General features: G+C 74.2%; 22 protein-coding genes. 8 read left to right on the top strand and 14 right to left on the bottom strand.

Translation table 11 applies throughout. The features are described from left to right. The first annotated feature begins 181 nt into the window (after positions 1–181). Positions 182–1114, top strand: coding sequence for an aldo/keto reductase (locus tag HUT16_RS36700; protein ID WP_176192315.1), 933 nt, complete (start codon positions 182–184; stop codon positions 1112–1114). Positions 1115–1205: 91 nt separating this feature from the next. Here the strand turns inward: HUT16_RS36700 and HUT16_RS36695 are convergent, their stop codons facing one another. Continuing rightward, positions 1206–3092 (bottom strand): transketolase, encoded by a 1887-nt coding sequence (locus tag HUT16_RS36695; RefSeq protein ID WP_176192314.1) that lies wholly within the window; start codon positions 3090–3092, stop codon positions 1206–1208. Positions 3093–3562: 470 nt separating this feature from the next. Further along, entirely contained in the window at positions 3563–4018 is a 456-nt protein-coding gene (locus HUT16_RS36690; RefSeq protein ID WP_176192313.1) for a DUF4429 domain-containing protein, read from the bottom strand. A gap of 174 nt (positions 4019–4192) precedes the next feature. Here HUT16_RS36690 and HUT16_RS36685 point away from each other — a divergent pair, with 174 nt between their 5' ends. Together HUT16_RS36685 and HUT16_RS36680 are read left to right on the top strand one after the other, a co-directional pair. Beyond that, the gene (locus tag HUT16_RS36685; RefSeq protein WP_176192312.1) at positions 4193–4864 is read left to right on the top strand and encodes a 2'-5' RNA ligase family protein; all 672 of its coding nucleotides are present in this window, start codon (positions 4193–4195) and stop codon (positions 4862–4864) included. A gap of 97 nt (positions 4865–4961) precedes the next feature. Continuing rightward, the gene (locus HUT16_RS36680) at positions 4962–5459 is read left to right on the top strand and encodes a hypothetical protein (protein WP_176192311.1); all 498 of its coding nucleotides are present in this window, start codon (positions 4962–4964) and stop codon (positions 5457–5459) included. 274 nt (positions 5460–5733) lie between these two features. Here HUT16_RS36680 and HUT16_RS36675 read toward each other — a convergent pair whose 3' ends face one another. The 3 genes from HUT16_RS36675 to HUT16_RS36665 all read right to left on the bottom strand — a co-directional run bounded on the left by HUT16_RS36675 (position 5734) and on the right by HUT16_RS36665 (position 8457). Further along, on the bottom strand, positions 5734–6024 hold the full coding sequence (locus HUT16_RS36675) for a hypothetical protein (protein ID WP_176192310.1): 291 nt from the start codon (positions 6022–6024) through the stop codon (positions 5734–5736). A 49-nt stretch (positions 6025–6073) separates the two neighbouring features. Continuing rightward, entirely contained in the window at positions 6074–6928 is an 855-nt protein-coding gene (locus tag HUT16_RS36670; protein ID WP_176192309.1) for a hypothetical protein, read from the bottom strand. A 68-nt stretch (positions 6929–6996) separates the two neighbouring features. Next, complete coding sequence (locus HUT16_RS36665) at positions 6997–8457, bottom strand: DHA2 family efflux MFS transporter permease subunit (protein WP_176192308.1); 1461 nt, start codon at positions 8455–8457, stop codon at positions 6997–6999. A 125-nt stretch (positions 8458–8582) separates the two neighbouring features. Between HUT16_RS36665 and HUT16_RS36660 the strand changes: the two genes are divergently transcribed. The 3 genes from HUT16_RS36660 to HUT16_RS36650 all read left to right on the top strand — a co-directional run bounded on the left by HUT16_RS36660 (position 8583) and on the right by HUT16_RS36650 (position 11819). Beyond that, positions 8583–9101: a MarR family winged helix-turn-helix transcriptional regulator gene (locus HUT16_RS36660; RefSeq protein WP_176192307.1), complete on the top strand. Its 519-nt coding sequence runs from the start codon at positions 8583–8585 to the stop codon at positions 9099–9101. 199 nt (positions 9102–9300) lie between these two features. Further along, positions 9301–10173, top strand: coding sequence for an alpha/beta fold hydrolase (locus tag HUT16_RS36655; protein ID WP_176192306.1), 873 nt, complete (start codon positions 9301–9303; stop codon positions 10171–10173). Between the two features lie 71 nt (positions 10174–10244). Continuing rightward, positions 10245–11819, top strand: coding sequence for an alpha/beta hydrolase (locus tag HUT16_RS36650; RefSeq protein WP_254898177.1), 1575 nt, complete (start codon positions 10245–10247; stop codon positions 11817–11819). A gap of 75 nt (positions 11820–11894) precedes the next feature. On the opposite strand, the gene HUT16_RS36645 is transcribed toward HUT16_RS36650, so the two are convergent. Further along, entirely contained in the window at positions 11895–12698 is an 804-nt protein-coding gene (locus HUT16_RS36645; protein ID WP_176192304.1) for a metallophosphoesterase, read from the bottom strand. A 219-nt stretch (positions 12699–12917) separates the two neighbouring features. Between HUT16_RS36645 and HUT16_RS36640 the strand changes: the two genes are divergently transcribed. Then, a complete protein-coding gene (locus HUT16_RS36640; protein ID WP_176192303.1) occupies positions 12918–13715 on the top strand; it encodes a hypothetical protein in 798 nt (265 codons plus the stop codon). A 69-nt stretch (positions 13716–13784) separates the two neighbouring features. On the opposite strand, the gene HUT16_RS36635 is transcribed toward HUT16_RS36640, so the two are convergent. From HUT16_RS36635 to HUT16_RS36600, 8 genes are all read right to left on the bottom strand, one after another. Next, positions 13785–14579, bottom strand: coding sequence for a glycoside hydrolase family 16 protein (locus HUT16_RS36635; protein WP_176192302.1), 795 nt, complete (start codon positions 14577–14579; stop codon positions 13785–13787). A 226-nt stretch (positions 14580–14805) separates the two neighbouring features. Then, positions 14806–16500 carry an ABC transporter substrate-binding protein gene (locus HUT16_RS36630; RefSeq protein ID WP_176192301.1) on the bottom strand — a complete coding sequence of 565 codons (1695 nt, stop codon included), beginning with the start codon at positions 16498–16500 and terminating at the stop codon, positions 14806–14808. Continuing rightward, entirely contained in the window at positions 16497–17591 is a 1095-nt protein-coding gene (locus HUT16_RS36625) for an ABC transporter ATP-binding protein (RefSeq protein ID WP_217712209.1), read from the bottom strand. The genes HUT16_RS36630 and HUT16_RS36625 overlap by 4 nt, the downstream gene beginning before the upstream one ends. 29 nt (positions 17592–17620) lie before the next feature. Further along, positions 17621–18658: an ABC transporter ATP-binding protein gene (locus HUT16_RS36620; protein ID WP_176192300.1), complete on the bottom strand. Its 1038-nt coding sequence runs from the start codon at positions 18656–18658 to the stop codon at positions 17621–17623. Next, complete coding sequence (locus HUT16_RS36615; RefSeq protein WP_176192299.1) at positions 18655–19710, bottom strand: ABC transporter permease; 1056 nt, start codon at positions 19708–19710, stop codon at positions 18655–18657. Before HUT16_RS36615 ends, HUT16_RS36620 begins: the two co-directional genes overlap by 4 nt. Before the next feature lie 3 nt (positions 19711–19713). Then, positions 19714–20700: an ABC transporter permease gene (locus HUT16_RS36610; protein WP_176192298.1), complete on the bottom strand. Its 987-nt coding sequence runs from the start codon at positions 20698–20700 to the stop codon at positions 19714–19716. Between the two features lie 14 nt (positions 20701–20714). Then, positions 20715–22157: a GH1 family beta-glucosidase gene (locus HUT16_RS36605; protein ID WP_176192297.1), complete on the bottom strand. Its 1443-nt coding sequence runs from the start codon at positions 22155–22157 to the stop codon at positions 20715–20717. 286 nt (positions 22158–22443) lie between these two features. Further along, entirely contained in the window at positions 22444–23463 is a 1020-nt protein-coding gene (locus HUT16_RS36600; RefSeq protein ID WP_176192296.1) for a LacI family DNA-binding transcriptional regulator, read from the bottom strand. 476 nt (positions 23464–23939) lie between these two features. Here HUT16_RS36600 and HUT16_RS36595 point away from each other — a divergent pair, with 476 nt between their 5' ends. Then, positions 23940–25220, top strand: coding sequence for a glycoside hydrolase family 6 protein (locus HUT16_RS36595; RefSeq protein WP_254898176.1), 1281 nt, complete (start codon positions 23940–23942; stop codon positions 25218–25220). Positions 25221–25264 lie beyond the last annotated feature (44 nt).

Raw genomic sequence — 25264 nt, 5'->3', positions numbered from 1 at the left:
CGGCGGAGCCGGGGACGGCGGAGCCGGAAGCGCCCGAGCCGGGGGCTGCGGGGTCGGAGGCGGCGGAGCCGGAAGCGGCGGGGTCGGGAGAAGCCAAAACGGAGTCCCTCCGGTTAGTGCTACGGTGGCGGTAACGGAGTTCCTCCGTTTACCTCCATCGTCTCACGGGAGCGAGATCGCCATGTCCTCCACGCTCGGGTCCCCGCAGTTCACCGCCGCCGGCGCGGAACGGGCCGGCGGGCCCGGCACGCTCGCGGGCCGCACCGTCTCCCGGGTCGGCTTCGGCGCCATGCAGCTGCGCCGCCTGGACCGCACCGCCGCCGTCGCCCTGCTGCGCACCGCCGCCGACCTGGGCATCGACCACGTCGACACCGCCCAGTTCTACGGCGCGGGCTCCGCCAACGAGGCGATCGGCGCCGCGTTCACCGCCCGGGACGACGTCCTGGTCGCCAGCAAGGTCGGCGCCGAGCCCGCCGACGGCCCGATCCCGCTGCGCCTGGCCCAGCGCCCCGAACAGCTCCGCGCCGCCGTCGAGGACAACCTCCGCAGCCTCGGGTGGGAGCGGATTCCGCTGGTCAACCTGCGCCGCGCGAGCCACGGCCCCGGGCTGCGCGCCGAGGGCGACCAGGTGGTCGACCTGGACGACCAGCTCGCCGTGCTGACCGAGCTGCGCGACGCGGGCAAGATAGGCGCCCTGGGCCTCAGCAGCGTCGGCGCCGACGAGCTGCGCCGGGCCCTCCCGGCGGGCGTCGCCTGCGTGCAGAACGCCTACAGCCTGGTGTCGCGCGAGGACGAGGACCTGCTGCGGCTGTGCCGCGCCGAGGGCGTCGCCTGGGTGCCGTACTTCCCGCTCGGCGGCGCGTACCCGGGCATCCCGAAGGTCGTCGAGGAGCCCGCCGTCCTCGCCGCGGCCGGGGCGCTCGGCGCCTCCCCCGCGCAGGTCGGCCTGGCCTGGCTGCTCCACCACGCCCCGAACACGCTCCTCATCCCCGGCACCGCCGACCCGGACCACCTGCGGGCCAACGCCGCCGCCGGGGCCCTGGTCCTGGACGGGGCGACGCTGGCCGCCCTGGACGCCGTCCCCTCCCGCTCCGGGGACATCGAGCGCGGCTGACCGGTCCCGTCCCCCGCCCCGAGGGGCCGCCACCCGAGGTGGCGGCCCCTCGGCCGTGTCCCCCGGGACGCGGCCGTCGGCGGGGGCGCGGTCAGCGCCGGTGGCCGGCGAGGGTACGGGCGGCCAGGGTGCGGGCCGCGTCGGCGATCGCCTCGCGGGAGATGCCGGCGGCGCGCAGGAGCTCCTCGGTGGTGCCGGAGCCCGGCAGGCCGGTGGCGGCGAGGTGGGTGACGGCCGGGTGGGCGTCCTCCGCGGCCAGCGCGGACAGCACGGCCTCGCCGAGGCCGCCCTCGGGGTGGTGGTCCTCGACCACCACCAGGGCCCCGGTCTCGCGGGCGGCGCGCACGAGGGCGTCGGTGTCGACGGGCTTGATGCTGTACAGGTCGAGGACCCGGGCGGGGACGCCGTCCTCGGCGAGCAGCTCGGCGGCGGCCAGGCACTCGTGGAGGGTCACTCCGGCGCCGATCAGCGTGACCCGGTCGTCGGCGCCGTGGCGCAGCGTCTTGGAGCCGCCGACCGGGAACCGCTCCTCGGGGCCGTACAGCACGGGGTAGGCGCCGCGGGTGGTGCGCAGGTAGGAGATGCCGGGCAGGTCGGCCATCGCGGCGGTCAGGGCGGCGGCGGCGGTGGCGTCGGCCGGGTAGAGGACGGTGGAGCCGCGGACGGCGCGCATCATGGCCAGGTCCTCCAGGCCCATCTGGGAGGGCCCGTCGGCACCGATCTCGACACCGGTGTGGGTGCCGCACAGCGACATGGTGATCTGGGAGACGGCGGCCATCCGGATGAAGTCGTGGGCGCGGGTGAGGAAGGCGGCGAAGGTGGTGGCGTAGGGCCGGAACCCCCGCACCGCCATGCCGACGGCGGTGGCGACCATCTGCTGTTCGGCGATGTAGCTCTGGAAGTAGCGGGAGGGGTGGGCCTTCGCGAAGTCCTCGGCGTGGGTGGAGTTGCCGACCTCGGCGTCCAGCGCGACCACCTCGGGGCGGGCGCCGAGCGCGGCGAGGGTCTTGCCGAAGGCGACCCGGGTGGCGACCTCCTCGCCCTTCTCGAAGCGCGGCAGCTCGACCTCGGGGGCGTCGGCCTTGATGGTGGGCCCGGCGTGCGGGGGCTGGGGTCCGCGCACCCGCAGGTCGCGCTCCCCGCCCAGTTCGGCGACGGCCCGCCGCGCCATGTCCGGGGGCAGCGGCTTGCCGTGCCAGCCCTCCTGGTCGGCGACCTCCGGGACGCCCTGCCCCTTGACGGTGCGGGCGATCACGACGGTGGGCGCGGAGCCGTCGGCGGCGGTGGTCAGCGCCCGGTCGACGGCCTCCAGGTCGTGGCCGTCGACGACCAGGGCCCGGCAGCCGAACGCCTCGACCCGGCGGGCGTAGGCGTCGGTGTCCCACTGGAGCTCGGTGGGGCCGCTCTGGCCGAGGCGGTTGACGTCGATGATCGCCGTGAAGTTGGCGAGGCGGTAGCGGCCGGCCTTGTCCAGGGCCTCCCAGACGGAGCCCTCGGTGGTCTCGCTGTCGCCGCACAGCACCCACACCCGGAAGTCGCGGCGCTCCAGGTCGCGGCCGGCCAGGGCGATGCCCACGGCGCAGGCGATGCCCTGGCCGAGCGAGCCGGTGGCCAGGTCGACCCAGGGCAGTTCCGGGGTGGGGTGGCCCTGGAGGCGCTGGCCGAAGCGCCGGTAGGTGGTCATCAGCTCCTCGTCGGTGATGGCGCCCGCGGCCTTGAACATCGCGTACAGCAGCGGGGAGGCGTGCCCCTTGGAGAACACCAGGTGGTCGGCCTCGGGGTTGTCGGGCGCCTGCCAGTCGTAGCGCAGGTGGCGGGTCATCAGCACCGCCATCAGGTCGGCGGCCGACAGGCTGGAGGTGGGGTGCCCGGAGCCGGCCGAGGTGCTGGTCCGGACGGCGTCGACGCGCAGCTGCTGCGCGAGGTCGAAGAGGGCGGCGGGCTCGGTGTCGGGGCCGAGGGGGGACTGCGCGGTCATGTCGGACGGGCCTTTCTGGTCGGAGGACGCCCGGCGGCGGCAGGGGCCCGGGCGGGGGCGCGACCGCCGTCGCGGAACGCCCGGGGCGGGCCGCACGGAGCGCGGGACGGCCACGCGGGGCCGCCGCGGCGCGCCTACCCGATCCGACCGCACCGACTCGCCCCGGCACCGGACTCGCAGCGCCGGAGCTCCCGGAAGCCGGTCCCGGCGAGCCGCGGACCGCTCGTCCGGCCCGGCTCCGGGCCGTCCCAGGCTATGCGCACCCGCTGGTCACGGCCCGGCTCCGACACGGCAGAGGCGAACCAGTGGGTCTCGCAGTGCTCCGCGAGGGAGTGGGGGTGCTTCGGGTCGGTCGGCGTCCGACGGACGAACTCCGCCGAGGAGCAGTCGAAACGCTCCCGGGGCCCCACCTGTCGCTGCGGGCGAAGACCGGCCAAAGACCGGTGCGGAGGGGGTCGGAGCCGATCGGTCTACGTGCCCAGGACGCGGGCTTTGGCGGCCTCGTACTCCTGGGCGGACAGCGTCCCGGAGTCCGCGAGCTGCTGGAGCTTGGCGAGTTCGTCGGCCAGCGAGGACGAGGCCGCGGGGCGGTGTTGGCCGGCGATGGCTTCTTCGACCGCTGCGCGGAGCTTCTCGAACTCGGGAACCTGCTTCTTCAGGACGACGACGCTGTTCTCGTCCGTGGTCGCACTGCTCGTCTGGCTGCCGAACCCGGAGCGCCGTTCGGTGCCGCCCGGCAGGGTGAACTGGATGAACCCGTTCACCAGTGCCCCGGGCGGTTTCCACTGGACGGCCGTGATCTGCGAAACGTGGATCCGCTTCTCGCCCTTGCCGACCGACATCCGTGCCACGAAACCCTTGCGGGTGATCGTGACGTACTCGCCGTCGAACGTGACCTGGCCGGTGTGTCCCTTGGCTTCGATCATGGATCCAGCATCGGCAGGCGTCCCGTTTCCCGCACCTCGCCGCGTTCTCCCCGAAGGGGTGCCCCCGGCAGCGGCCCCGGCCTGGCGGCGCCTGTCCGGTTCCCGGGGGTCGGCGGGGGCGGGGGCGGGGTAGGTACGGCGGGACGGGGCGGGCGAGCGGGAGGGGTGGGGGCGTTGCGGCGTTTCGATCCGGTGTTCGGGACGGTGGCGTGGCCGGAGGGGCTGCGGGTGCTACAGGTCTACGCGCTGCCGGACGTGGGCGCGGAGCCCGCGCTGGGGGCGCTGGTGGACGGGGTGCGCGCGGCGGTGTCGGGGGCGCCCGTCGTGCCGATCGCCGACGACCGGCTGCACGTCACGCTGGACATGGTCACCGACGCGCCGGCCCGGGACGTCCCGGAGCCGGAGCGGGCGGCACTCGCGGGCGCGCTGCGGGCGGCCCTGGCGGGGACGGCCGAGATCGGGCTGCTGGCCGGGTCCGCCGTGGCGACGCCCCGGGGGGTGCTGATCGACCTCCATCCGGACGGCGAGCTCGCCGCCTTGCAGCGGCGGGTGCGGGCCGCGATCCACTCCGTCCGCGGCCCCGGCTCCACCGGCTACCGCCTCGGGGTGCTCCACCTCAGCGCCGGTTACGCGGCCGCCGACACGGACACCGATCCGCTCACGGTGCTGCTGCACCGCGTCCGGCCCGGGCACGCCCCGCTGACGCTGCGCCAGGTCGCCCTGGTGGAGGTGTTCTGGCGCCCGGCCGCAACACCGACGGGCGGGGCGGTCGGGTGGACGATCGACTGGACGGTGCTGGAACGCTTCCCCCTCGCCCCGGCCGGGGGCGCCCCCGCCGACCGCTGAGCCCGGGCCGAGCGCCCCGCCACCGGCTTCCGCGCTGCGGCCCGGGAGCGGTGAGGGTGGCGGGGGCGGCGCCGGGGCGGGTGGTTACGCTCGCGGCATGGAATCGGATCGGGCCCTGGAACCGCTGCGCCGGGTGCTGCTGGAGCGCGCGGCCCGCAGCGGGCCGGAGACGGCCGCGGCGGCGGTGGCGGCGGCTCGGGCCGCGCTGGCCGGTGGGGTGGACAGCGCGCGCCTGTGGGAGCTCGGGGCGCTGCCGGAGTGGGACGTCCCGGAGGCGCGCCGGCTGTTGGACGAGCTGGAGCAGGAGTTCTGGGCGGTGCTGCGGCTGCCCGCCGACGGCGCGGCCCGGGACCGGGCACTGGCCCGGTACTGCCTGCGGGACGTGCTGGACGGCCGCGTCGATCCGTTGGCGGCGGCCGAGCGGGTCGGTCTCGTGCTGTGCCCCGCCGACGACCCCGGCTCGCCGCTGTGGGCGGTGCGCGGATGGCTGTACCGCGCGGAGGACCAGGTGGCGCACGGCGACGGGGTGCCGGACGAACTGGTGGCCGAACTGCACGAACTGGCCGCCCGGTTGCTGGCCGGCCCGCTGCCCTGACGGGCCGGCCGGGCTTCGTCGCCCGTGCCGGGCCCGGCGGTGCCGAAGCTCCGCGGTGCCGAAGCGCGGGGATGCCAAAGCGCGGGGATGCCAAAGCGCGGCGGACGGGCGGACGGTTCCCCGTGCTGTGACCGAGAGGGTTCGCCGGGTTCGCCGGGTTCACTGGCCGCGACAGGACCGGCGGTCTTGGGCAGCCTCGGCCGCGCGGCGGACGCGCGGGAGCGTGACGCGGCGCTCACCGGAGCGGCGCGACCGGCCCGCCCTGCGGGGTCGTTCAGGCGACGCCCGGGACGGGCACCCGGACGAAGCCTTCGGTCCAGTGGTCCTCGTCGAGGTCGTACTCCCCGATCCGGAAGCAGTCCGGCTCGTCGACGAAGCCCGGGAGGAGACGCGCGCGCCGCATCCGCCCTTCCGCCGCGGCCTCGGACGAGTAGACGCCCAGCAGCTTGACGTCGTCGCCGTCCTGCTCGTCGATGAACACGCCGCCGTCGTCGAGGTGGATCGTCACGCCGTCCGGACCGGCTTCGTTCTGGTGGCTGATGTGCCAGAGGGGATAGACCTTCACGGGCGCAGGCTACCCCGGGCCCGACCGGTGGACGTTGCCGGTCAGGGCGCTAGGCGGGCGCGGGGCGGGAGTCGTCCCCGCCGGTGCGCAGGAAGCGGTGCAGCGAGGCCGTCAGTGCGGTGACGAAGTCCTCGCGCTGTTGCGGGGTGGCGGCGTCCAGGGACAGGTAGGGGTTGAGGTCCTCCAGTTCCACCAGTAGGAGGTCGCCCGCCGTGGTGCGGCAGGCGTCCACCCGCTGGATGCCGTGGTCGAGGGTGTTCCAGTCGATGAAGCGGCGGGCGAAGGCGAGGTCGTCCGGGGTCGGCCGGTAGGGGGTCAGTTCCCAGCGGCGGGACGGGTCGGGGGCGTACAGGGCGTACTGGAAGGCGTGGTCGACGAAGTAGAAGGAGACCTCGTACCGGAAGTCGACCAGCGGCTGGAGCAGCAGGCCGGCCCAGTCGAGCCGGGGCAGGTCGGCGCGGTCGACGGGGGTGAGGCCGATCGAGTCGGCGCCGGCCGCGGGCTTGGCGAGGTAGCGGTCGGCGGGCGGCAGCAGGCCGAGGTCCTCGGGGCGGTCGATGGTGGGGATGACGGGGAACCCGGCCGCGGTGAGGTCGAGGAGGTAGCCCTTGCCGGCCATGTCGCCGCGGCCGGTGAGCGGGTTGTAGACCCGGGTGCCGCGGGCGGCGGCCCGCTGGCGGAACTCGTCGTACTGCTGCCGGTAGTGCAGGACGGGGCCGCTGTTGCGGACCACGACGGCGTCGAAGCCGGACATCAGCGCGGCGGCGTCCTTCGGGTGGCACAGGGCCAGGTCGAAGTGCTCGCGCAGGCGTGCGGTGAGGAGGATGTCCTCGTCGCAGTAGCGGCGGCCGCGCGCCGGGTAGGCGAGATCGGTCACGTACAGGATGCTGGAACGCTCGGGCACGCGATCGTCCTCTCCGGTGGGCGGGCGGCCACTCTACGCGGCGGGCGGCCGGGGGTGACGGCCCGCCCTCAACGGCCCGGTCGGCCCGCCTTCTGCCGGGGTCGCGGCCCGGCCGCCCGCGGGCCGGTGGGGCGGGAGGTGGCGGGGGTCGCGGTGCGGGCGGGGCCGTCGGGCATGGTGAAGGCGAAGAGGGCGGCGGCGACGGCGACGGCGGCCAGGACGAAGTAGCTGAGCTGGTAGGAGGCCAGCGGTGGGTGAACCCGCCGGGTGCCGCTCGCGCCGAGGACGAGGACGGAGGTGACCACGGCCGGGGCGAGCGCGTTGCCGGTCTGGCGGACGACGGTGTTCAGGGTGGCGGCGTGCGCGACGTCGGCGCGGTCGACGGTGCTGAACGAGGCGATGGTGGTGGGGATGAAGACCCCGCCCATGGCCAGGCCGAGCAGGAACATGTAGCAGCGGAAGGTCCACAGGCCGGTGTCGGCGTCGGCGGTGGCGAACAGCAGCATGACGCCGGCGACGCCGAGCAGGCCGGTGCCGATGATCAGGCGCGGGCCGACCCGGTGGTAGACGGCGCCGACCACCTGCATGGTGACCAGGACGCCGAACGCCTCGGTGAAGGTGGTGCTGCCGCTGTCCAGGGCGGAGCCGCCGCGGGCCTCCTGGATGAAGAGCGGGCCGAGGAACATGGCGCCCATCATCGGCACGTAGCCGACCAGGCTGACCAGGTTGGTGTCGCGGAACAGCCGGTCGCGGAACAGCCGCAGCCGCAGGACCGGTTCGGGGGCGCGCAGTTGCTGCCGGACGGCGGCGGCGAGCAGGACGGCGCCGACGGCGAGCGCGCCGATCACCTGCGGGCGGTCCCAGCCGAGGTCCGGTCCGGCGCAGACGCCGTACATCAGGGTGCCGGTGGCGGCGGCGCACAGCAGCAGTCCGGGCAGGTCGAGGCGGCCGGCGGCGTGGTCGCGGTGCTCGGCGAGGAAGAACGCGCCGAACAGGACGGCGGCGGTGCCGAAGGGGACGTTCACGTAGAACACCCAGCGCCAGGACAGGCTGGTGACGAGCAGGCCGCCGAGCAGCGGGGCGAGGGCGGGGGCGATCTGCTGCGGGATGACCATCAGCCGGGACAGCCGGACCTGTTCGGCCTGGCTGAAGGTGCGGAAGAGCAGGGCCTGCGAGGTGGGCATGAGCAGGCCGGCGGCCAGTCCCTGCAGGGCGCGGGCGGCGACCAGGGCGGTCAGGTTCGGGGCGGCGCCGCACAGGCCGCTGGCGGCGGTGAAGGCGGCCAGCGACAGCAGCAGCGCGCGGCGGCCGCCGTGGCGTTCCACCAGCCAGGCGGAGGCCGGGATCACCATGCCCAGGCAGACCGGGTAGACCACGACGACGCCGGTGAGGGCGGCCGGGGTGAGGGCGAACTGCCGGGCGATGCTGGGGAGCGCAACGGTGGTGATCGCGCCGTCGATGATGCAGATGAAGGTGGTCAGGACGGCCATGATGGGCACGACACGGCGCTGGCTCAAGCGGGTGCTCATGAAAGCTGAGCATACTCACTATGATGGTGCTCAGAAAGCTGCGGGCCCACGGAACCCGAGGGACCGGAGGGATTCGCCGGACCGGAGGGTCCGGCGGGCCCTCGCGAGGATGGGGAAGGCACGGCATGGCAGAGGAACCGGCGGCACGGCAGCGGTTCGGCAGCAGCGACGTCCTGGTGGACGAACTGTTCGCCACCACGCACCGGTTGCGCACCTTCGTGGACGGCAGGCTGCGCGAGCACGGCGCCTCGGTGGCCCGGCTGCGCACCCTGCGCGTCCTCGCCCTCGCGGGCGAGCCGCTGCGGATGCGCGACCTCGCCGAGCACGTGGGCAACGCGCCCCGCACCACCACCACGATCGTCGACAGCCTGGAGCGCGACGGCCTGGTCGAACGCGTCCGGCACCCCACGGACCGGCGGGCGTTCCTGCTGACGCTCACCGAGGAGGGCGCCCGCCGCCACCGGGAGGCCGAGGAGCTGGACCGGGCCGCCCTGGCCGCGGCCACCGGTGCGCTCGACGCCGCGGAGCGCGAGCAGCTGCGCACCCTGCTGGGACGCATCCGGGCCGCGGTGGACGTCGACGCGGACGGCGGCAGGGCCGACAGCGCCACCGACACCGACGCCGACGCCGACGCCGACACCTGACGGGCGGAAAACACCGGACCGAAAACACCGGACCGAAAACACCGACGGAAAGCACCCGACCCGGCGTCACCCCCCGTGGCCGCGCTGCCTGGGAGCGGCGCTCCTAGGGCAGGCGCTCCGCTCCACGGGCGCCGCCGGGGCGGCCATAGTCGGAGCAGGCCGGGGGTGCCCGGCGCCGACGAGTGGAGGAGAGCGTCCGATGAGGGAGTCCGTGCTGGAGGTGCCGGGTGCCCGGCTGCGCCACTTCGTCCGCGGGGCGGGCCCGGTGCTGCTGCTCGTGGCCGGCGGCCACGGGGACGCGGGGGCGACCGACGCGCTGGCCGCCCGGCTGGCCGACCGGTACACGGTGGTCACCTACGACCGGCGCGGCCTGTCGGGCAGCACCGTCGAGGAGCCGGAGCGGACCACGGTGGCGGTGCACGCCGATGACGTGTCACGGTTGCTGGCGGCGCTCACCCCGGAGCCCGCGCTGGTCTTCGGCAGCAGTCTCGGCGGCCTGGTGGCGCTGGAGTTCGCGATCCGGCACCCCGGCCGGGTCCGCACGGTCGTCGCGCACGAGCCGGCGGCCGTCCAGCTGCTGCCGGAGCCCGAACGGGCTTCGGCCGTACGGGACTTGCTGGGGGCCCGGGAGGCGTTCGAGGCGGCGGGGGTCGACGCCGCGCTGCGCCGGTTCGCCCGGTTCGCGGGCATCGACCCGGCCGACCGGGAGCCCGACGCCCCGGCCCGGGCGCGGGGGCCGGAGCAGGTGCGCAACGCCGGGTTCCTGCTGCGGTACGACGTGCCGACGCTGCCGGGGCACCTGCTCGACCTGGGCGCGCTGAAGGGTTCGGGCGTGCGGGTGGTGGCCGGGGTCGGCGAGAACTCCGGGCGGGTCTGGCCGCGCCGGTGCGGCGAGTTGCTGGCCGCGGAGCTGGGCGTGCCGTGCGCGGGGTTCCCCGGCGGGCACAACGGGTACGCCTTCCGGCCGCGGGGGACGGCGGAGCGGTTGCACGAGGTGCTCTCCGGCCACGGGGAACAGGCGTCGGCACCCGGGGGGGGCACGGGTGGGAGCGGCCGCCCGGCAGCAGTTTGATGACGAATCGATAATCGATCGATAATCACGCGACCGGCGTGGCAACCGGGTGATAGTCATACGCGGTGATCATGCGTACCACCCGGCCGATCCGCCGGGCGTTCCCTGCCGCCCTCCTGGCCGTCCTGCTCGCCGCCTGCAGCAGCACCTCGGACTCCGCCGCCCCGCCGCCCGCTTCGGCGAGCCCCTCGGCCTCGCCGAGCCCGACCCCGAAGCCCACCGGCGCCGACGACCCCGCGCTGAAGGTGTTCTACACCCAGCAGATCGCCTGGGCGCCGTGCGCGGACGACCCGAAGACCGAGAAGATCGACGAGTCCGCGTTCCAGTGCGGCCGCCTGAAGGTGCCGCTGGACTACGCGGACCCGGCCGGCGAGGGCGTCGAGGTCGCGCTCTCCCGCAAGCCCGCGACCGGCGCCGACCGGCTCGGCTCGCTGCTGCTCAACCCGGGCGGCCCCGGCGGCTCCGGCATCGAGCAGCTCGAGTACAGCGGCGACGCCTACAAGGACCTGAACGCCCGTTACGACCTGGTCGGCTTCGACCCGCGCGGGGTCGGCGCCAGCACCGCCGTGCACTGCATGGACGACGCCGCGCACGACACCTGGGCGCTGTCCGACGACCGTCCGGACGACCACGGCAAGGCGCTCGCGGACGCCTGCGCGGCCAACTCCGGCAAGCTGCTCCCCCACGTCGGGACGGTGGACGCCGCCCGCGACCTGGACGTGCTGCGCGGCGCCCTGGGCGACCCGAAGCTCAACTACCTGGGCTTCTCCTACGGCACCTACCTGGGCTCCAGCTACGCCGAGCAGTTCCCCGACCGCACCGGCCGGCTCGTCCTGGACGGCGCCGTCGACCCCACCGCCGACCAGCTCGACCTGCTGGTGCAGCAGTTCGCGGGCTTCGAGAAGTCGCTGAAGGCCTTCGCCGCGGACTGCACCAAGCAGGCGCAGTGCCCCCTCGGCAAGGACCCGGACAAGGCGGCGCAGAAGCTCGCCTCCTTCCTGGACGGCCTGCACGACCACCCGATGAAGGTCGGCAAGGACCGCAAGCTCACCGAGACGGCCGGCTGGAGCGGCACGCTGAGCATGCTCTACGGCGATCAGAAGTCCTGGGAGTACCTGCGCAACGCGATCGGCTGGGCGATGGTCGGCAAGAAGGGCGACTACCTGCTGGCCATGGCGGACGGCTACAACGGCCGTGACGAGAACGGCCACTACAGCAACATGTTCGACGCCTACACGGCCATCCACTGCGCCGACCCGGGCGCGGAGACCCCCGGCGCCGACCGGCTGCAGGCCGCGCTGGCCGCGGCCCACCAGCAGGCCCCGCTGGTGAGCGCGCACTTCACCGAGAAGGAGCTCTTCGACCCGGACTGCCGCTCCTGGCCGTACCGTTCGACCGAGCAGCCGCACGTCGTCAAGGCCGTCGGCAGCGCGCCGATCCTGGTCGTCGGCTCCACCGGCGACCCGGCCACCCCGTACGCCTGGTCGGAGAAGCTGGCCGCCGGGTTCGCCAACGCCACCCTGCTGACCCGGGAGGGCGACGGCCACACCGCGTACAACAAGAGCGGCTGCATCCGGGACGCCGTGAACGGCTTCCTGATCAACGGCACCATGCCGGCCGCGGGCACCCGCTGCCCCACCTCCTGACCCGCCGCCACCGCGGCCGGACGCGCGGGGGCCCTCCGGGACGCGTCCCGGAGGGCCCCCGCGCGTCTCCGGTGCTCAGAGCAGGCGGGTGAGCAGGATCCGGCCGCCCTCGTACACGCCGCCGTCGATGGCGACGACCCGGCCCCCGGCGTAGCGCAGGGCCTCCCGGAGGTGTTCCAGGGGGATGCCGAAGTGCTTGGTGAGGGTGCTGTGGCCGTGCACCAGGACGGTGCCGCCGAGGGCGTCCAGGACGCGGGCGACGGGGTCGCGGGGGTCGGCGGCCCGGGCGCCCCGGAAGGAGCCGCGGGAGCTCATCAGCCGGCTGAACTCCAGCCAGGCTTCCGGGCGTTCGTCGGCCAGCGCGTCGGCGGCGGCGGTGTTGACGGCGTCGAGGCTGGTCCCGAGGTCGAGGTACTGGGTGGTGTCGGAGTGCACCAGGAGGTGGCCGTCGACCAGGGCGGCGGCGGGCAGGGCGGCGAGCCAGTCCAGGTGGGAGGGGGTCAGGCGGCGCAGGTCGGACTCCCGGCCGCCGAAGCGGGACCAGCCGCCGTGGAAGCCGCCGGGCTGGTCCCAGCCGGGGACGGGGGCGGTGCCGAAGCGGTGCGCGGCGAGCAGTTGCACCTCGTGGTTGCCCAGCAGCGCGCCCACCTTGCCGCCCGCGTCGCGGGCCTGGGCCGCGAGGCGGCGGATGTCCTCGATGACGCCGATGCCGTCCGGGCCGCGGTCGACGTAGTCGCCGAGCATCCAGAGCCGGGCCCGGCCGCCGCACCAGTGGCCATCGGCGTCGGCGAGGCCCTCGGCGCGCAGCGCGTCCAGGAACTCCGCGCGGTGGCCGTGGACGTCGGCCGCGGCGTACAGCGGGGTGCGGGAAGGGGACACGGCGGGACGCTATCAGGGTGCGGGCGGGGCGGGCCGCCACGGGGTGGTCCGGGCCGGGGCCGAAAAGCGGCCGGGCGGCGTGCGGGCGGTGTGCCGACGGCGTGCGGGCGGCGTGCGGGCGGGACCGGTCTCCGGTGCGGGCCGGGGCTGTTGACTGACTTTACGTGTTCATGGATAGTCACACGCGCGGGAGCGCCCCGCGGGTGAGGGGGGATCGGGATGGGAGTCCACGGGGTGGCGGCGGCCGGGGTGCGGGAGGCACGGGTCGATCCGCTGCTGGCCGACCGGGTCGTCGAGGCGCTGCTGCTGGTCGGTCTGCCCGTCGCGCACGGCGGGCACGGGCCCGGGGTGCACCTGTTCGCCACGGGGACCGACGGTTCGGGCGGCACCGCCGACCGGGAGCGGTGGCCGGTGACGCTGCGCTGGCTGTGCTCCGCCCGGCTGGAGGACGCCGCGGCGGCCGCCGGTGCCGGGTCGGGGAGTCCGTGGCCCCGGACCCGGCAGCTGGTCGTGAACAGCGTCGAGACCGCGCTCGCCGAGTTCCTGCCCGCCCTCGGACTGTCGGCCACCCGCACCGCCCCGGACGGGCCGACGCTGGTCGGCCCCGGCGAGGACGCCGCCCAGGCCGCCGCCGGGGCCGGGGCGTTCGCCGCTGCGCCCGGAGCGTCCGCCGGGGAGCCGGCCGCGATGGTCCTGCTGCCGGAGGAGGTGGTCGCCGCCGTCCGCCGCGGCGCCGCCCTCGCGGGCCTCCCGCTCGCCCGGCACGCCCGGGCGGCCGGTGTCGCGCTCACGGCCTGCCCGCCGTCCCCGGGCGCCGACGCCGACGCGGACACGGTGCCCGTCGCCGACGCGGCCTGGCGCTCCTCCCCGCAACTGCCGGACACCCCGGCGGTGTCGACGGCCGTCCGGGAGGCGATGCACCACGCGGTGGGCACCGCCCTGACCGCCTGCGGCCTGCGCACCTCCTGGCACCGGCCGCCGGACGCGGCCCCGCACCTGCACGTCGCGGACCGCTGACCGCGGATCGCTGACCGCCGGTGGGGCGGGGCGGGAGGCCGCCCCGCCCCACCGGGAGCACTACCGGGATCAGTACTTGGTGTACTTCATCCAGTCGTAGCGGGCGGTGAGCGGCGTGCCCGGGTAGGTGAACGGGTTGAGCCAGCTGTCGACCCCGGTGCCGGGCCACAGGTTGGCGATGAGCCGCATCGGGTGGGTGGGGAGGGCACCGCGCGAGCCGTTCTCCTGGTGGACGAGCTTGCCGTCGACGAACCAGTTGATGGTGCCCTGGTTCCACCACTCGATGGCGTAGTCGTGGTACCCGGCGGAGGCGTCGAAGCCGAGGTTGATGACGGTCTCGTGGCCGCCGACGCCGTTGGTGAAGTAGTTGGTCTGCATCTGGGTGGGGTTCTTGCCGAGGATCTCGACGTCGATCTCGTCCCACGGCTGGTTGTCGCTCGGCCCGGTGTAGGTGAAGAACCCGGTGACCGTGCCGGGGTTCTTGACCGCCTGGAGCCGGGCCTCGAAACGCCCGTACGAGAACAGGTCGTTGGAGCGGAACTCGCCGGAGGCGTAGGGCTTGCCGGAGCAGCCGCCGGGGCAGCTCGCGGTGTCGAGGTTCTCGCCCATCACGCCGCCGTTGAACCAGACGTGGTCGGCGCGCCAGCCGGCGTTGAACATGCCGCCGTTGCTCCAGCCGTCGGCCTTGTGCCAGCGGCCGGTGTCGAAGGAGTCGAAGTTGTCGGTGAAGCTGCCGCCGATGGCGGCGTTGGCGGCGGGGCTGGCGATCGGGCTGACGGTCAGTGCGAGCGCGGCGAGCGGGGCGAGCAGCCAGCGGCGGGCGCGGGCCTGCCGGGGGTTGCGGGGGCGTGCGGTGGGTCGCATGGTCGGCCTCCTCGGGGCACGGGTGGGTGGGGGTGGTGCCGTGGTGCCTCGGTGCTGTGGTGCTGTTGGTGCTGGTGGTGCTGTTGGTGCGCCGCGCGCGTGCGGACGGTGGGGGCCGTCGCGGCGCGCGGAACTCGGGGGGGGGCGGGGTGGAAGCGCTCCCGTCCGGCGGGTCCGGAAGCGCTTCCACCCGTGGGCGTGCGGCTCCGCCGCCCTGCGGTGTGGGTCAGTCGCGCGGGGTCAGCTTGAGGATGATGTACTCGTACGCCTGGCTGTTGGGCGACGGGTTCATGTAGGGGTCGTCCTCGTTCGGCCAGCCGGTGAACTGGGTGTCGTTGTACTCGTACCAGGCCGGGCCGTAGAAGACCGGCACCGCGGGCACGTCCTGCGACATGATCTGCTGGAGGTCGTGCAGCGCGGCCTGCTCGGCGGCCGGGTCGGCCGCCGACTCGAAGGCCTTCACCGCGTCCAGCGCCTTCGCCGGGGCGTACTTGCTGAAGTTGCCCGCCGCGACCTTGCCGGTCTCGGCGCCCATCCGCGGGTCCAGCACGTACTGGAGGCGCTGGTAGGCGGTGCCGCCCTGGCCCCAGTGGATCGCCGCGTCGTACTTCCCGGTGGTGATCGCGGTGTTCCAGCTGTTGAAGTCGAACGCGCCGTTGGCGTCGACGTCGAAGCCGAGGGAGTTGAGGTCCTTGGCCATCGCCTGGGCCGCGCACCAGTAGTCGGTGAACGAGTTCGGGTCGATGATGGTGAACTTGATCGTCTTGCCGTCCTTGGTCCACTTGCCGTTGGACTTGCTCCAGCCGGCCGCGCCCAGCAGCGCGTCGACCTTCGCCGCGTCGGCCTCCGGCTTGAGGTCGTCCTTCAGCGCCGGGTCCAGCGCCTTGGCGTCGTTGGGCAGCAGCAGGCCGCTGGAGGAGGTGGCGGGCAGCGCGTAGTCGGTCTCGCACTGGCTGGTGTACGCCTTGCGGTTCATCCCGGCGCTGATCGCCTGGCGCACCGCCGGGTCGGCCAGCGCCGGGGCGCTCTCGCTCGCGGTGTTGAGGAAGAGCGAGGCGGTGTTGGACCCCGGGAAGTAGGGCGCGTCCTTCTGGAACAGGTGGTGGTGCTGCGGGTTCTTCCCGACGAAGGTGTTCAGCACGTTGTTGATGTTGTTGCCCGCGAGGTCGATCTCGCCGGAGCTGAGCGCCAGGGTGGCCGCGTCGTTGGTGGCGTAGGCGGGGAAGGAGATCCGCTTGACCTTCGGGGTCTCGCGGAACTGCGGGTTGACCTTGAAGGTGACGTTCTGGGCGGTGAACTTGTCCAGCAGGTACGGGCCGGTGCCGATCAGCTTGTCGGCCTTGATCACCGCGGTGGCCGGGTCCTTGACGCCCGACCAGACGTGCTCGGGCACGATCAGCTGGTTGGCGATGCCGACGAAGTTGGCCTTCTGCGGGGCGTCGAAGGTCATCACCACGGTGTCGGCGTCGGGCGTCTCGATCCCGCTCGGCAGCGGGGCGCCGCCGCCGTTGGCCGCCGGGTTCGCCTTCAGCAGCTCGAAGGTGAACTTGACGTCCGCCGAGGAGAACGCCTGGCCGTCGCTCCACTTGACGCCCGGGGTGAGGGTCAGCTTCAGCGTCCGGTTCCCGTTCGACCACTCGTAGCCCTTGGCCAGCCACGGGATCGGGTCCTGCTCGGTGAGGGTGTTGAACTGGAACAGCGGCTCCCACACCAGCGAGCGGGCGTTGGCGACGGTGACGAAGGAGTTGCCGTCGAAGGGGTTGTAGTTCTCGGTGAAGGAGGGCACCGGGTTGGACTCCACCACCAGGGTGCGGTCCTTCGCGCTCTTGCCGGAGCCCGCGCCGGAGCCGGAACAGGCGGTGATGCCGAGGCCGATCGCCGTGACCAGGGCGGCGGCTCTCCAAGCGGTGGAACGGCTCATGACGACGTGCTCCTTCTGTGGTTCGACTTCTCTGGTTCGAGGGGGGTTTCGGAGGGGGTCTCGGGGGGGGGGCCGGCCAGGGCGTCGGCGGGGGCCGCCAGGTGGTCCGGGCTCAGCAGCCAGCAGGCCGCGACCTGGTCCGGCCCGGCCGGCAGGGTCGGCGGCGCGCTCTCGGCGCAGACCGGCATCGCGAGCGGGCAGCGCGGGTGGAAGCGGCAGCCGCGCGGCGGGTCGATCAGGCTCGGCGGCGCGCCGCGCCCGTGCAGCACCACCGGCCCGGTCCGGTGCGGGTCCGGCGCGGCGCTCAGCAGCAGCCGGGTGTACGGGTGGGCCGGGGAGTCGGTGATCTGCTGCGCGGGGCCGGACTCCACCACCTGGCCCGCGTACATCACCACCACGGTGTCCGCCAGGTAGCGGGCCGAGGCGATGTCGTGGGTGACGTAGAGGATGGCCAGCCGCTCGCGCTCGCGCAGCTCGTCCAGCAGGTTGAGCACGCCCAGCCGGATCGAGACGTCCAGCATCGACACCGGCTCGTCCGCCAGCAGCACCCGGGGCCGCACCGCCAGGCCGCGCGCGATGGCGACCCGCTGGCGCTGCCCGCCGGAGAGCTCGTGCGGGAACTTGTCGAGGTAGCGGTCGGCCGGGGTGAGGCTGACCCGCTCCAGCAACTCCTTGGCCAGTGCGTCGAGTTGCTCGCCGCGCGCCTTGCGGTGCAGTTTCAGCGGCCGCTCCAGGTGGTGGCGGACGCCGTGCACGCCGTTCAGCGAGGAGAACGGGTCCTGGAGGACCAGGTGCACCTGGCTGGTGTACGCCCGGCGCGCCGCGGCCGAGGTGCCCACCGGTTCCCCGTCGAGCAGCAGTTCGCCCGAGGTGGGGGTGATCAGCCGGGTCAGCAGCCGGGACAGCGTGGACTTGCCGGAACCCGACTCGCCCACCACCGCCGTCACGGTCGCCTCGGGCAGCGCCAGCGAGATGTCCTCGGCGGCGTGCACCACCGCGCCGCCGCGCAGCCCGCGGTGCACCGGGAAGTGCTTGGTCAGGTTCCGGGCCTCCAGGGCCGGGACGCCGGGCCGCTTCGGGCCGTGCACCACGCGCGGTGCGGCGGGGTCGAGGGTGCCGGTCACAGGTTCCTCCCCAGGGATCGGGCCAGCGGTGCCGGCAGTTCACGGCCGTCCCCGTGCAGCCAGCACGCGGCCAGCCGCTCGGCGGAGCCGCCCGCGGGCACGGTGGCGGGCGGGACGTCGACGGCGCAGCGCTCCAGCGCGAACGCGCAGCGCGGGTGGAAGGAGCAGCCGGTGGGCAGCGCGGTCAGGGCCGGCGGCGAACCGGGGATGCCCTCCATCCGCACCCGTTCGCCGTGCAGCGCGGGGAAGGAGTCCAGCAGCCCGACCGTGTACGGGTGCCGGGGGCCCTCGAACAGCTCCCGGGCCGGGCCGCGTTCCAGCAGCCGTCCCGCGTACATGATCGCGATGGTGTCGGCCAGCTCGACCAGCAGCGACAGGTCGTGCGTGATGAAGACGATCGCGAAGCCCAACTCGTCCTTGAGCCGCAGCAGTTCGGTGAGGATCTCGCGCTGGGTGACGACGTCCAGCGCGGTGGTCGGCTCGTCCATGATGACGATCTCCGGGTCCAGCGCCAGCGCCATCGCGATCATCACCCGCTGCCGCATGCCGCCGGACAGCTCGTGCGGGTAGCTGCGCAGCCGGTCCGCGCTGATGCCGACCAGCCGCAGCAGTTCCACCGCCCGTTCGGCGCGCTGCGCCTCGGTCATCCGGGCGCGGTGCGCCCGCAGCGCGTCGGTCAGCTGGGCGTCGATCCGGGCCACCGGGTTCAGGGCGTGCATCGCGCTCTGGAAGACCACCGAGATCTGGTTCCAGCGCACCCGGCGCAGTTCGGCCGCGTCCGCCGCCAGCAGGTCCAGCGAGCCGTCCCGGCCGTGGAAGCGGACCTCGCCGCCGGTGATCACGCCGGGGGCGCGCAGCAGCCGGGTGAGCGCGTAGGCCAGGGTGGACTTGCCGGAGCCGGACTCGCCGGCCAGGCCGAGCACCTCGCCCCGGTGCAGGGTGAGGCCGGCGTCGGTGATGGCGCGCACCGCCCGGTCGCCCAGGCCGTAGTCGACGCACAGGTCGCGCACTTCGAGGATCGGTTCGCCGGTCACGGCTGGGCCTCCAGGGTCTTCGGGTCTCCGCTCTTCGCGGCGGTCCGCACCGCCGTGGGCGTGAACTCGCCCTCCGCGGAAGGCGGTTCGTCCCGCTCGCTCGGCGGCGTCGCGGTGCGCGGCTCCGTCGCGGTGCGCGGCTCCGTCGCGGTGCGCAGCACCGGGGTCAGGCCGAGCCGGAAGCGGACCTTGGCGGCCCGGCCGGTGCGGACCGAGGACAGCCGGGGGTTGGTGACCTCGTCGATGCCGAAGTTGATCAGCGCCAGCGCGATGCCGACCAGGGCCACCGCCAGCGCCGGGGGCAGGTACCACCACCAGTAGCCGTTGATCGCCGCGCCGGACGCCTGGGCCTCGTTGAGCACCGTGCCCCAGGTCACCGAGGCCGGGCTGATCACGCCGAGCCAGGCCAGCGCGGTGTAGGTGCCGATGCCGTAGATCACCGTGAAGATGAACGCCGAGGCCAGGATCGGCAGCAGGTTGGGCACCACCTCGAAGAGGATGATCCGCCAGGTGCGCTCGCCGATGACCTTGGACGCCTCGACGTAGTCCTGGCCGCGCAGCGCCATGGTCTGGGCCCGCAGCACCCGGGCGCCCCAGGCCCACGCGGTGACCGCGATCACCGAGCCGATCAGCAGCGGGTTCGAGGTCTCCGACGGCGGCAGCGGCTTCATGATCACCATCAGGATCAGCAGGCCGGGCAGCGCCAGGAAGATGTTGGTCAGCGCGGAGAGCACCTCGTCGGCCAGGCCGCCCAGGTACCCGGCGGTGACGCCGACCAGGACGGACAGCACGTTGGCGAGCGCGCCGGCCAGGAAGGAGATCAGCAGGGTGTCGCGGCCGCCGGACAGCAGCCGGGAGAACAGGTCGTGCTGCTGCTGGTCGGTGCCGAGCCAGTGCTCGGCGGACGGCGGCAGCGGCAGGCCGCTGCTGCGGTTGGCCTGGAAGTCCGGTGCGTGCGGGGCGAGCAGCGGCCCGACCAGGGCCAGCAGCAGCAGGACCAGCAGCAGCACCAGGCCGGTGGCCACCTTGCGGGAGCGGAGCATCCGGGGCATCGCTCAGGCCTCCTTGCGGGCGCGGGGGTCGAGGGCGACGTAGGCGATGTCCGCGAGCAGGTTCACGGCCAGCACGGTGAACACGACGACCAGCAGGATGCCCTGGAGCAGCGGGAAGTCGCCGGTGAGGACGGCCTGGTAGATCTGCCAGCCGACGCCGGGGTAGGTGAAGACGATCTCGGTCACCAGCGAGCCGGTGACCACCAGGCTGATCGACAGCGCGAAGTTGGCGATGGTCGGCAGGATCGCGTTGCGCGCGGCCACCGCCGCCACCCGCCACTGCGGCAGGCCCTTCGCCGCCGCGACCAGGACGTAGTCCTCGTCCATCGTGGTGATCATCAGGTTGCGCATGCCGACCACCCAGCCGGCCAGCGAGGCCAGCACCACGGTCAGCACCGGCAGCGCGCCGTGCTCGACCACGCTGAGCACGAACGGGCCGTTCCAGCCCGGGGTCAGGTCGGCGTCCCGGCCGATGTCGTAGCCGTTCTGGTACGGGAAGAGGCCGCCGAAGAAGCCCAGCGTCATCATCACCAGGAAGGCCAGGATGAAGTACGGCACGGACTGGAAGAAGGTGGTGGCCGGCAGCAGGCCGTCCAGCAGCCCGCTGCGCTTCCAGCCGATCACGATGCCGCCCACCGTGCCGACCAGGAAGGCCAGCACGGTCGCCGTGCCCACCAGTCCGAGCGTCCAGGGCAGGGTCTCGCCCAGGATGGTCGCCACCGGCGAGGACTGCGAGGTGGAGACGCCGAGGTCGCCGTGGAGCAGGTGGTTCAGGTACGTCAGGTACTGCGAGACCAGGCTCGCGTGGCCTCCGCCGTACTGGGCCTCCAGGGCCTTGATCGCCTCCTGGTCGAGGTTGGCCGAGCGCAGCTTGGACAGCACGTTCTGCAGCGCGCTGCCGGGCAGCAGCCGGGCCAGGAAGAAGTTGGCGGTCACCGCCGCGAAGCCGGCCAGCAGGTAGAAGCCGAGACGGCGCAGGATCGTTCGCATCTGCGGGCGCTCCTTCAGGGCAGGAGGGTCAGGCCGCCCAGGCGGCTGGTGCGGCCGTACCAGTGCGCGCTGTTCTTCGGCGTGCGGCGCTGGGTGGCGAAGTCGACGTAGACCAGGCCGAAGCGCTTGGCGTAGCCGTACGCCCACTCGAAGTTGTCCATCAGCGACCAGGCGAAGTACCCGGCCACCGGGATGCCGGCCCCGATGGCCTCGTGCACGGCGCCCAGGTGCTGGTGCAGGTAGGCGATCCGCTCGGTGTCGTTGACCGTGCCGTCGGGCGAGACGTAGTCCTCGCAGGCCATGCCGTTCTCGGTGATGACGACCGGCAGGCCGGGGCGCTCGCGGTGGATGCGCTCCAGCAGGTCGCGCAGGCCGGACGGGTCGATGCTCCAGTTCATCGCGCTGACCTCGCCGGGCGGCTGGTGGAAGGCCACCGCCTCGGCGCCCGACCACGGGCTGTGCTCGCTGCGGCCGTGCGCGTCGTTGCGGACGCCGCCGCCCGCCGAGACCACCGCCGGGGTGTAGTAGTTCAGGCCGAGCTGGTCGATCGGGGCGGCGGCGAGCGCCGGGTCGCCGGGGTGCACCAGTTCGTCCCAGTCCACCAGGTGCGCGGTGTCCGCGAGCAGGTCATCGTCGTAGCGGCCGTGCAGCATCGGGCCGAGGAAGATCCGGTTGCCGACCGCGTCGATCCGGCGGGCGGCGTCCAGGTCCGCCGGGCTGGTGGTGAGCGGGCGGACCTGGTGCAGGTTGAGCGACACCGAGAGCTCGGCGCCGCGCGGCAGCACGGAGCGCAGCGCGGCCGCGCCCAGGCCGTGGGCCAGGTTGAGGTGGTGGGCCGCGCGCAGCGCGTCGCCGGCGTCGGTGCGGCCGGGGGCGTGCACGCCCGAGCCGTAGCCCAGGAAGGCCGAGCACCACGGCTCGTTCAGGGTGGTCCAGTGCCGCACCCGGTCGCCGAGCGCCTCCCCCGCCAGCCGGGCGTAGTCCGCGAAGCGCTCGGCGGTGGCGCGCCGGGGCCAGCCGCCGGCGTCCTCCAACTCCTGCGGCAGGTCCCAGTGGTAGAGCGTGGCGAGCGGCGTGATGCCGGCCTCCAGCAGTTCGTCCACCAGGCGGCGGTAGAAGTCCAGGCCGCGTTCGACCGCCGGGCCGCGCCCGGTCGGCTGCACCCGGGGCCAGGACACCGAGAACCGGTACGCGTTGAGGCCCAGCTCCTTCATCAGGGCGACGTCCTCGCGCCAGCGGTGGTAGTGGTCGGCGGCCACGTCGCCGGTGTCGCTCCGGTGCACCTTGCCGGGCGTGCGGCAGAAGGTGTCCCAGATCGACGCGCCGCGCCCGTCCTCGTGCGCCGCGCCCTCGATCTGGTACGCGGAGGTGGCGCTGCCCCACAGGAAGTCGGCGGGGAAGCGGCGGACGTCCGCCGCGGGGGCGGCGGGGTGCGGGCTGGTCTGGACAGAAGTCATTTGGGAGCGCTCCCATTCTTGGGCATGGCGCAAGGATGCGCTGCGTCGCCGACCGCGGGCCGGGCGACTTGCTGGTGCGGAGAGGGGACTCGTGGGTCCATGGCCGGAAGCAGGACTGGAAGCGTGACTGGAAGCGCTTCCACGGCCGTGCCGAAAGTTTCGGCTCGGTAAGCAGGAGGTGTCAAGTGGGTCGGCCGGGTAAACCGGAAACAATTTGGAAGCGCTTCCAGTCAGCCGGAGCCCGGCCCTGCCGGATCAGGACGATCGGACGGGGCCGGTCCGGGCCTCAGCGGGCCGGGGCGGATTCGCGGACGGTCAGCCGGGTCGGCAGGATCAGCGGGCTCGGGTCCTGGCCCTCGATCGCGCTGACCAGCATCCGGGCCATCTCGTGGCCCAGCGCCCGCACCGGCTGGTGCACCGTGGTCAGCGGCGGGTTGGCCACCCGGGCGCCCGCCAGGTCGTCGAAGCCGACCACCGCCACGTCCTCGGGCACCCGGCGGCCGCGGCGGCGCAGCGCCTGGAGCGCGCCGATCGCCATGTTGTCCGAGGCGGCGAAGACCGCGTCCAGCCGGGGGTGGGCGTCCAGCAGCCGGTCCATCGCGTCGGCGCCGCCCTCCACCTGGAAGTCGCCGGAGGCCACGTCCAGCAGCGGGACGCCGGCCAGCAGCAGGCCCTCGGCGAAGCCCTGTTCGCGGGTCGCGGAGACCAGCTGGTCCGCCTGGCCGGTGATCATCACCGGTCGCCGCCGGCCGCTGCCCACCAGGTGCTCGGCCGCCAGCCTGGCCCCGCCGCGGTTGTCGGCGTCCACGTACCAGCGCGGCTCGCCGGTCAGCGGCAGGCCGCCGAAGACCACCGGGACGCCGGACTCGTCGCCCAGCCCGCCCAGCGGGTCGTCGCCGTGCAGCGGCATCAGCATGATGCCGTCCGCCCGCCGCGAGCGGATCATCTGCCGCAGCCGCTCCCGGCCGCGCGGGGTGTTGGCCAGCAGCAGGATCAGCTCCAGGTCGGACTGCTCCAGCGCGGCGCTCACCCCCACCACGACCTCGGCGAAGAAGGGGTCGGCGAACAGCCCGGCCTCGTCGCTGGAGGCGGCCAGCACCACCGCGCCGACCTTGCGGGTGGCCAGGGCGCGCGCCGTCGGGTTGGGGACGTAGCCCAGTTCCCGGACCGCCCGCTCCACCGCCTCCCGCTTGGCCCGGCTGACGTGCGGGACGTTGTTGATCACGCGCGAGGCGGCGGTACGGGAGACCCCGGCGCGCTCCGCCACTTCGTCGAGGGTCGGCATGCGCCTGGGCGACGGGTCCATCGAAACACTTGCTCCTCGGGTTTCACGTGGCGGCGGACACTGCGATGATCCCACGACTCCGGCCGCCCGAAGGGCGCTCCACCGTGAGGAACCGGGCCGATCGGGCCGGAATTCCGGTAGCGCTTCCGGTGCCCCCGGCCCCGCACCGGAGCATCCGCCCCGCGCCTGCCCGCCGCTGTGCCTTGACACTTCCAACGCGCTCCCCCCACCATGAGTGCCCGTGACGGCCCCGGCCGACCGTAGAACCGGAAGCGCTTCCAGTGGGCGCCCCCGAACCCGGCCCTCCCGTCCGCCCCACCACCACCCCGGCCGCCGCGCACGGCACACCCGAGTACGGCCCGCCCGTACGGGGCCCGCGCCGCACCGGCGCCCCGCCCGGGCCGCGCACCGCCGTTCCTCCCGCGTCCTGCTCCGCCCCGGACCCACCCGTCCCCGGCGGACGGCCCCACCCACCCCGTACGAAGGAGACCTCCCCCATGAGCAGAGTGAGACGGTTGCTCGTCCCCGCGGCCTGCGCGGCACTCGCCGCCGGCGCCCTGGGCGGTGGCGCGGCAGTGGCCGCGCCCGGCGTCCCGGCCGCCGACCACACCCTGCCCAAGAACACCCGCTTCTACGTCGACCCGGAGGCGGGCGCGGCCCGGCAGGCGGTCACCGACCTCAAGGCGGGCAAGGTGCAGGACGCCCTGCGGATGGCCCAGTTGGCCAGCTGGCCGCAGGCGATCTGGCTGGACTACGGCACCCCCGCCGAGATCAGGAAGGTCGTCCAGCGGACCATGCTGGCGGCCAGGGCCACCGGCACCGTCCCGGTCTTCGTGCTCTACAACGTCACCGGCCGCGACTGCAGCTTCTACTCGGCCGGCGGCGCCGACAGCCCCGAGGAGTACCGCGCCTGGGTCCAGGGCGTGGCCGACGGCATCGGCACCGGCCGCGCCGCGGTGATCGTCGAACCCGACGGCCTGGCCCTGCTGCCCAAGGACTGCCCGGAGGGCGACCCGGACGGCACCCGCACCGAGGAGCGCTACGCCAACGTCCGCGCCGCGGTGGACATCATGGAGGCCGAGCCGAAGACCTCCGTCTACCTCGACGGCGGCAGCAGCAACTGGCAGCCGGTCGGCGAGCTGGCCGGACGGCTGCTCAAGGCGAACCTGGCCAAGACCCAGGGCTTCGCCCTGAACGTCTCCAACTACCAGCCCACCGACCAGCTCAACCGGTACGCGACCTGGGTCTCCGAGTGCGTCTGGTACGCCACCGCGGGCCCGGCCGAGGCCCGCGGCCGGACCGACGCCTGCGCCAGCCAGTACTACTCCCCCGCCGCCCCCAACGACGGACGGCCCGGCAACGCGGTCGAGTTCGCCGACCCGTCCACCTGGAAGTGGACCGACGCCTGGTTCGACCAGGTCGTGGGCGCGCCGCCGGTGAAGGACCTGACGCACTACGTCCTGGACAACAGCCGCAACGGCCAGGGCGCCTGGGTGCCCCCGGCGGGCAAGTACACCGACGCCGAGCCCTGGTGCAACGCCCCCGGCCGCGGCATCGGCGTCCGCCCCACCGCGAACACCGGCCGGCCGCTCGCCGACGCCTACCTCTACGTCAAGACCATCGGCGAGTCCGACGGCACCTGCCACCGCGGCACGGCCGGTCCGGTCGACCCGGAGTACGGCATCGAGGACCCGGCGGCCGGCGCCTGGTGGCCGGAGTTCGCGCACACCCTGGCCGCCAACGCGAGCCCGGCGCTGACCTTCAACACCGGCCGCTGACGGCCGTCTTCCGGAGCACCGCCGTGAGTCCGGCGGCGCTCCGG

The organism is Kitasatospora sp. NA04385 (genome assembly GCF_013364235.1).
Classification (GTDB): domain Bacteria; phylum Actinomycetota; class Actinomycetes; order Streptomycetales; family Streptomycetaceae; genus Kitasatospora.
The sequence above is the reverse complement of the archived record's forward strand: the minus strand, read 5'-3'. Positions and strand labels throughout refer to the sequence as shown.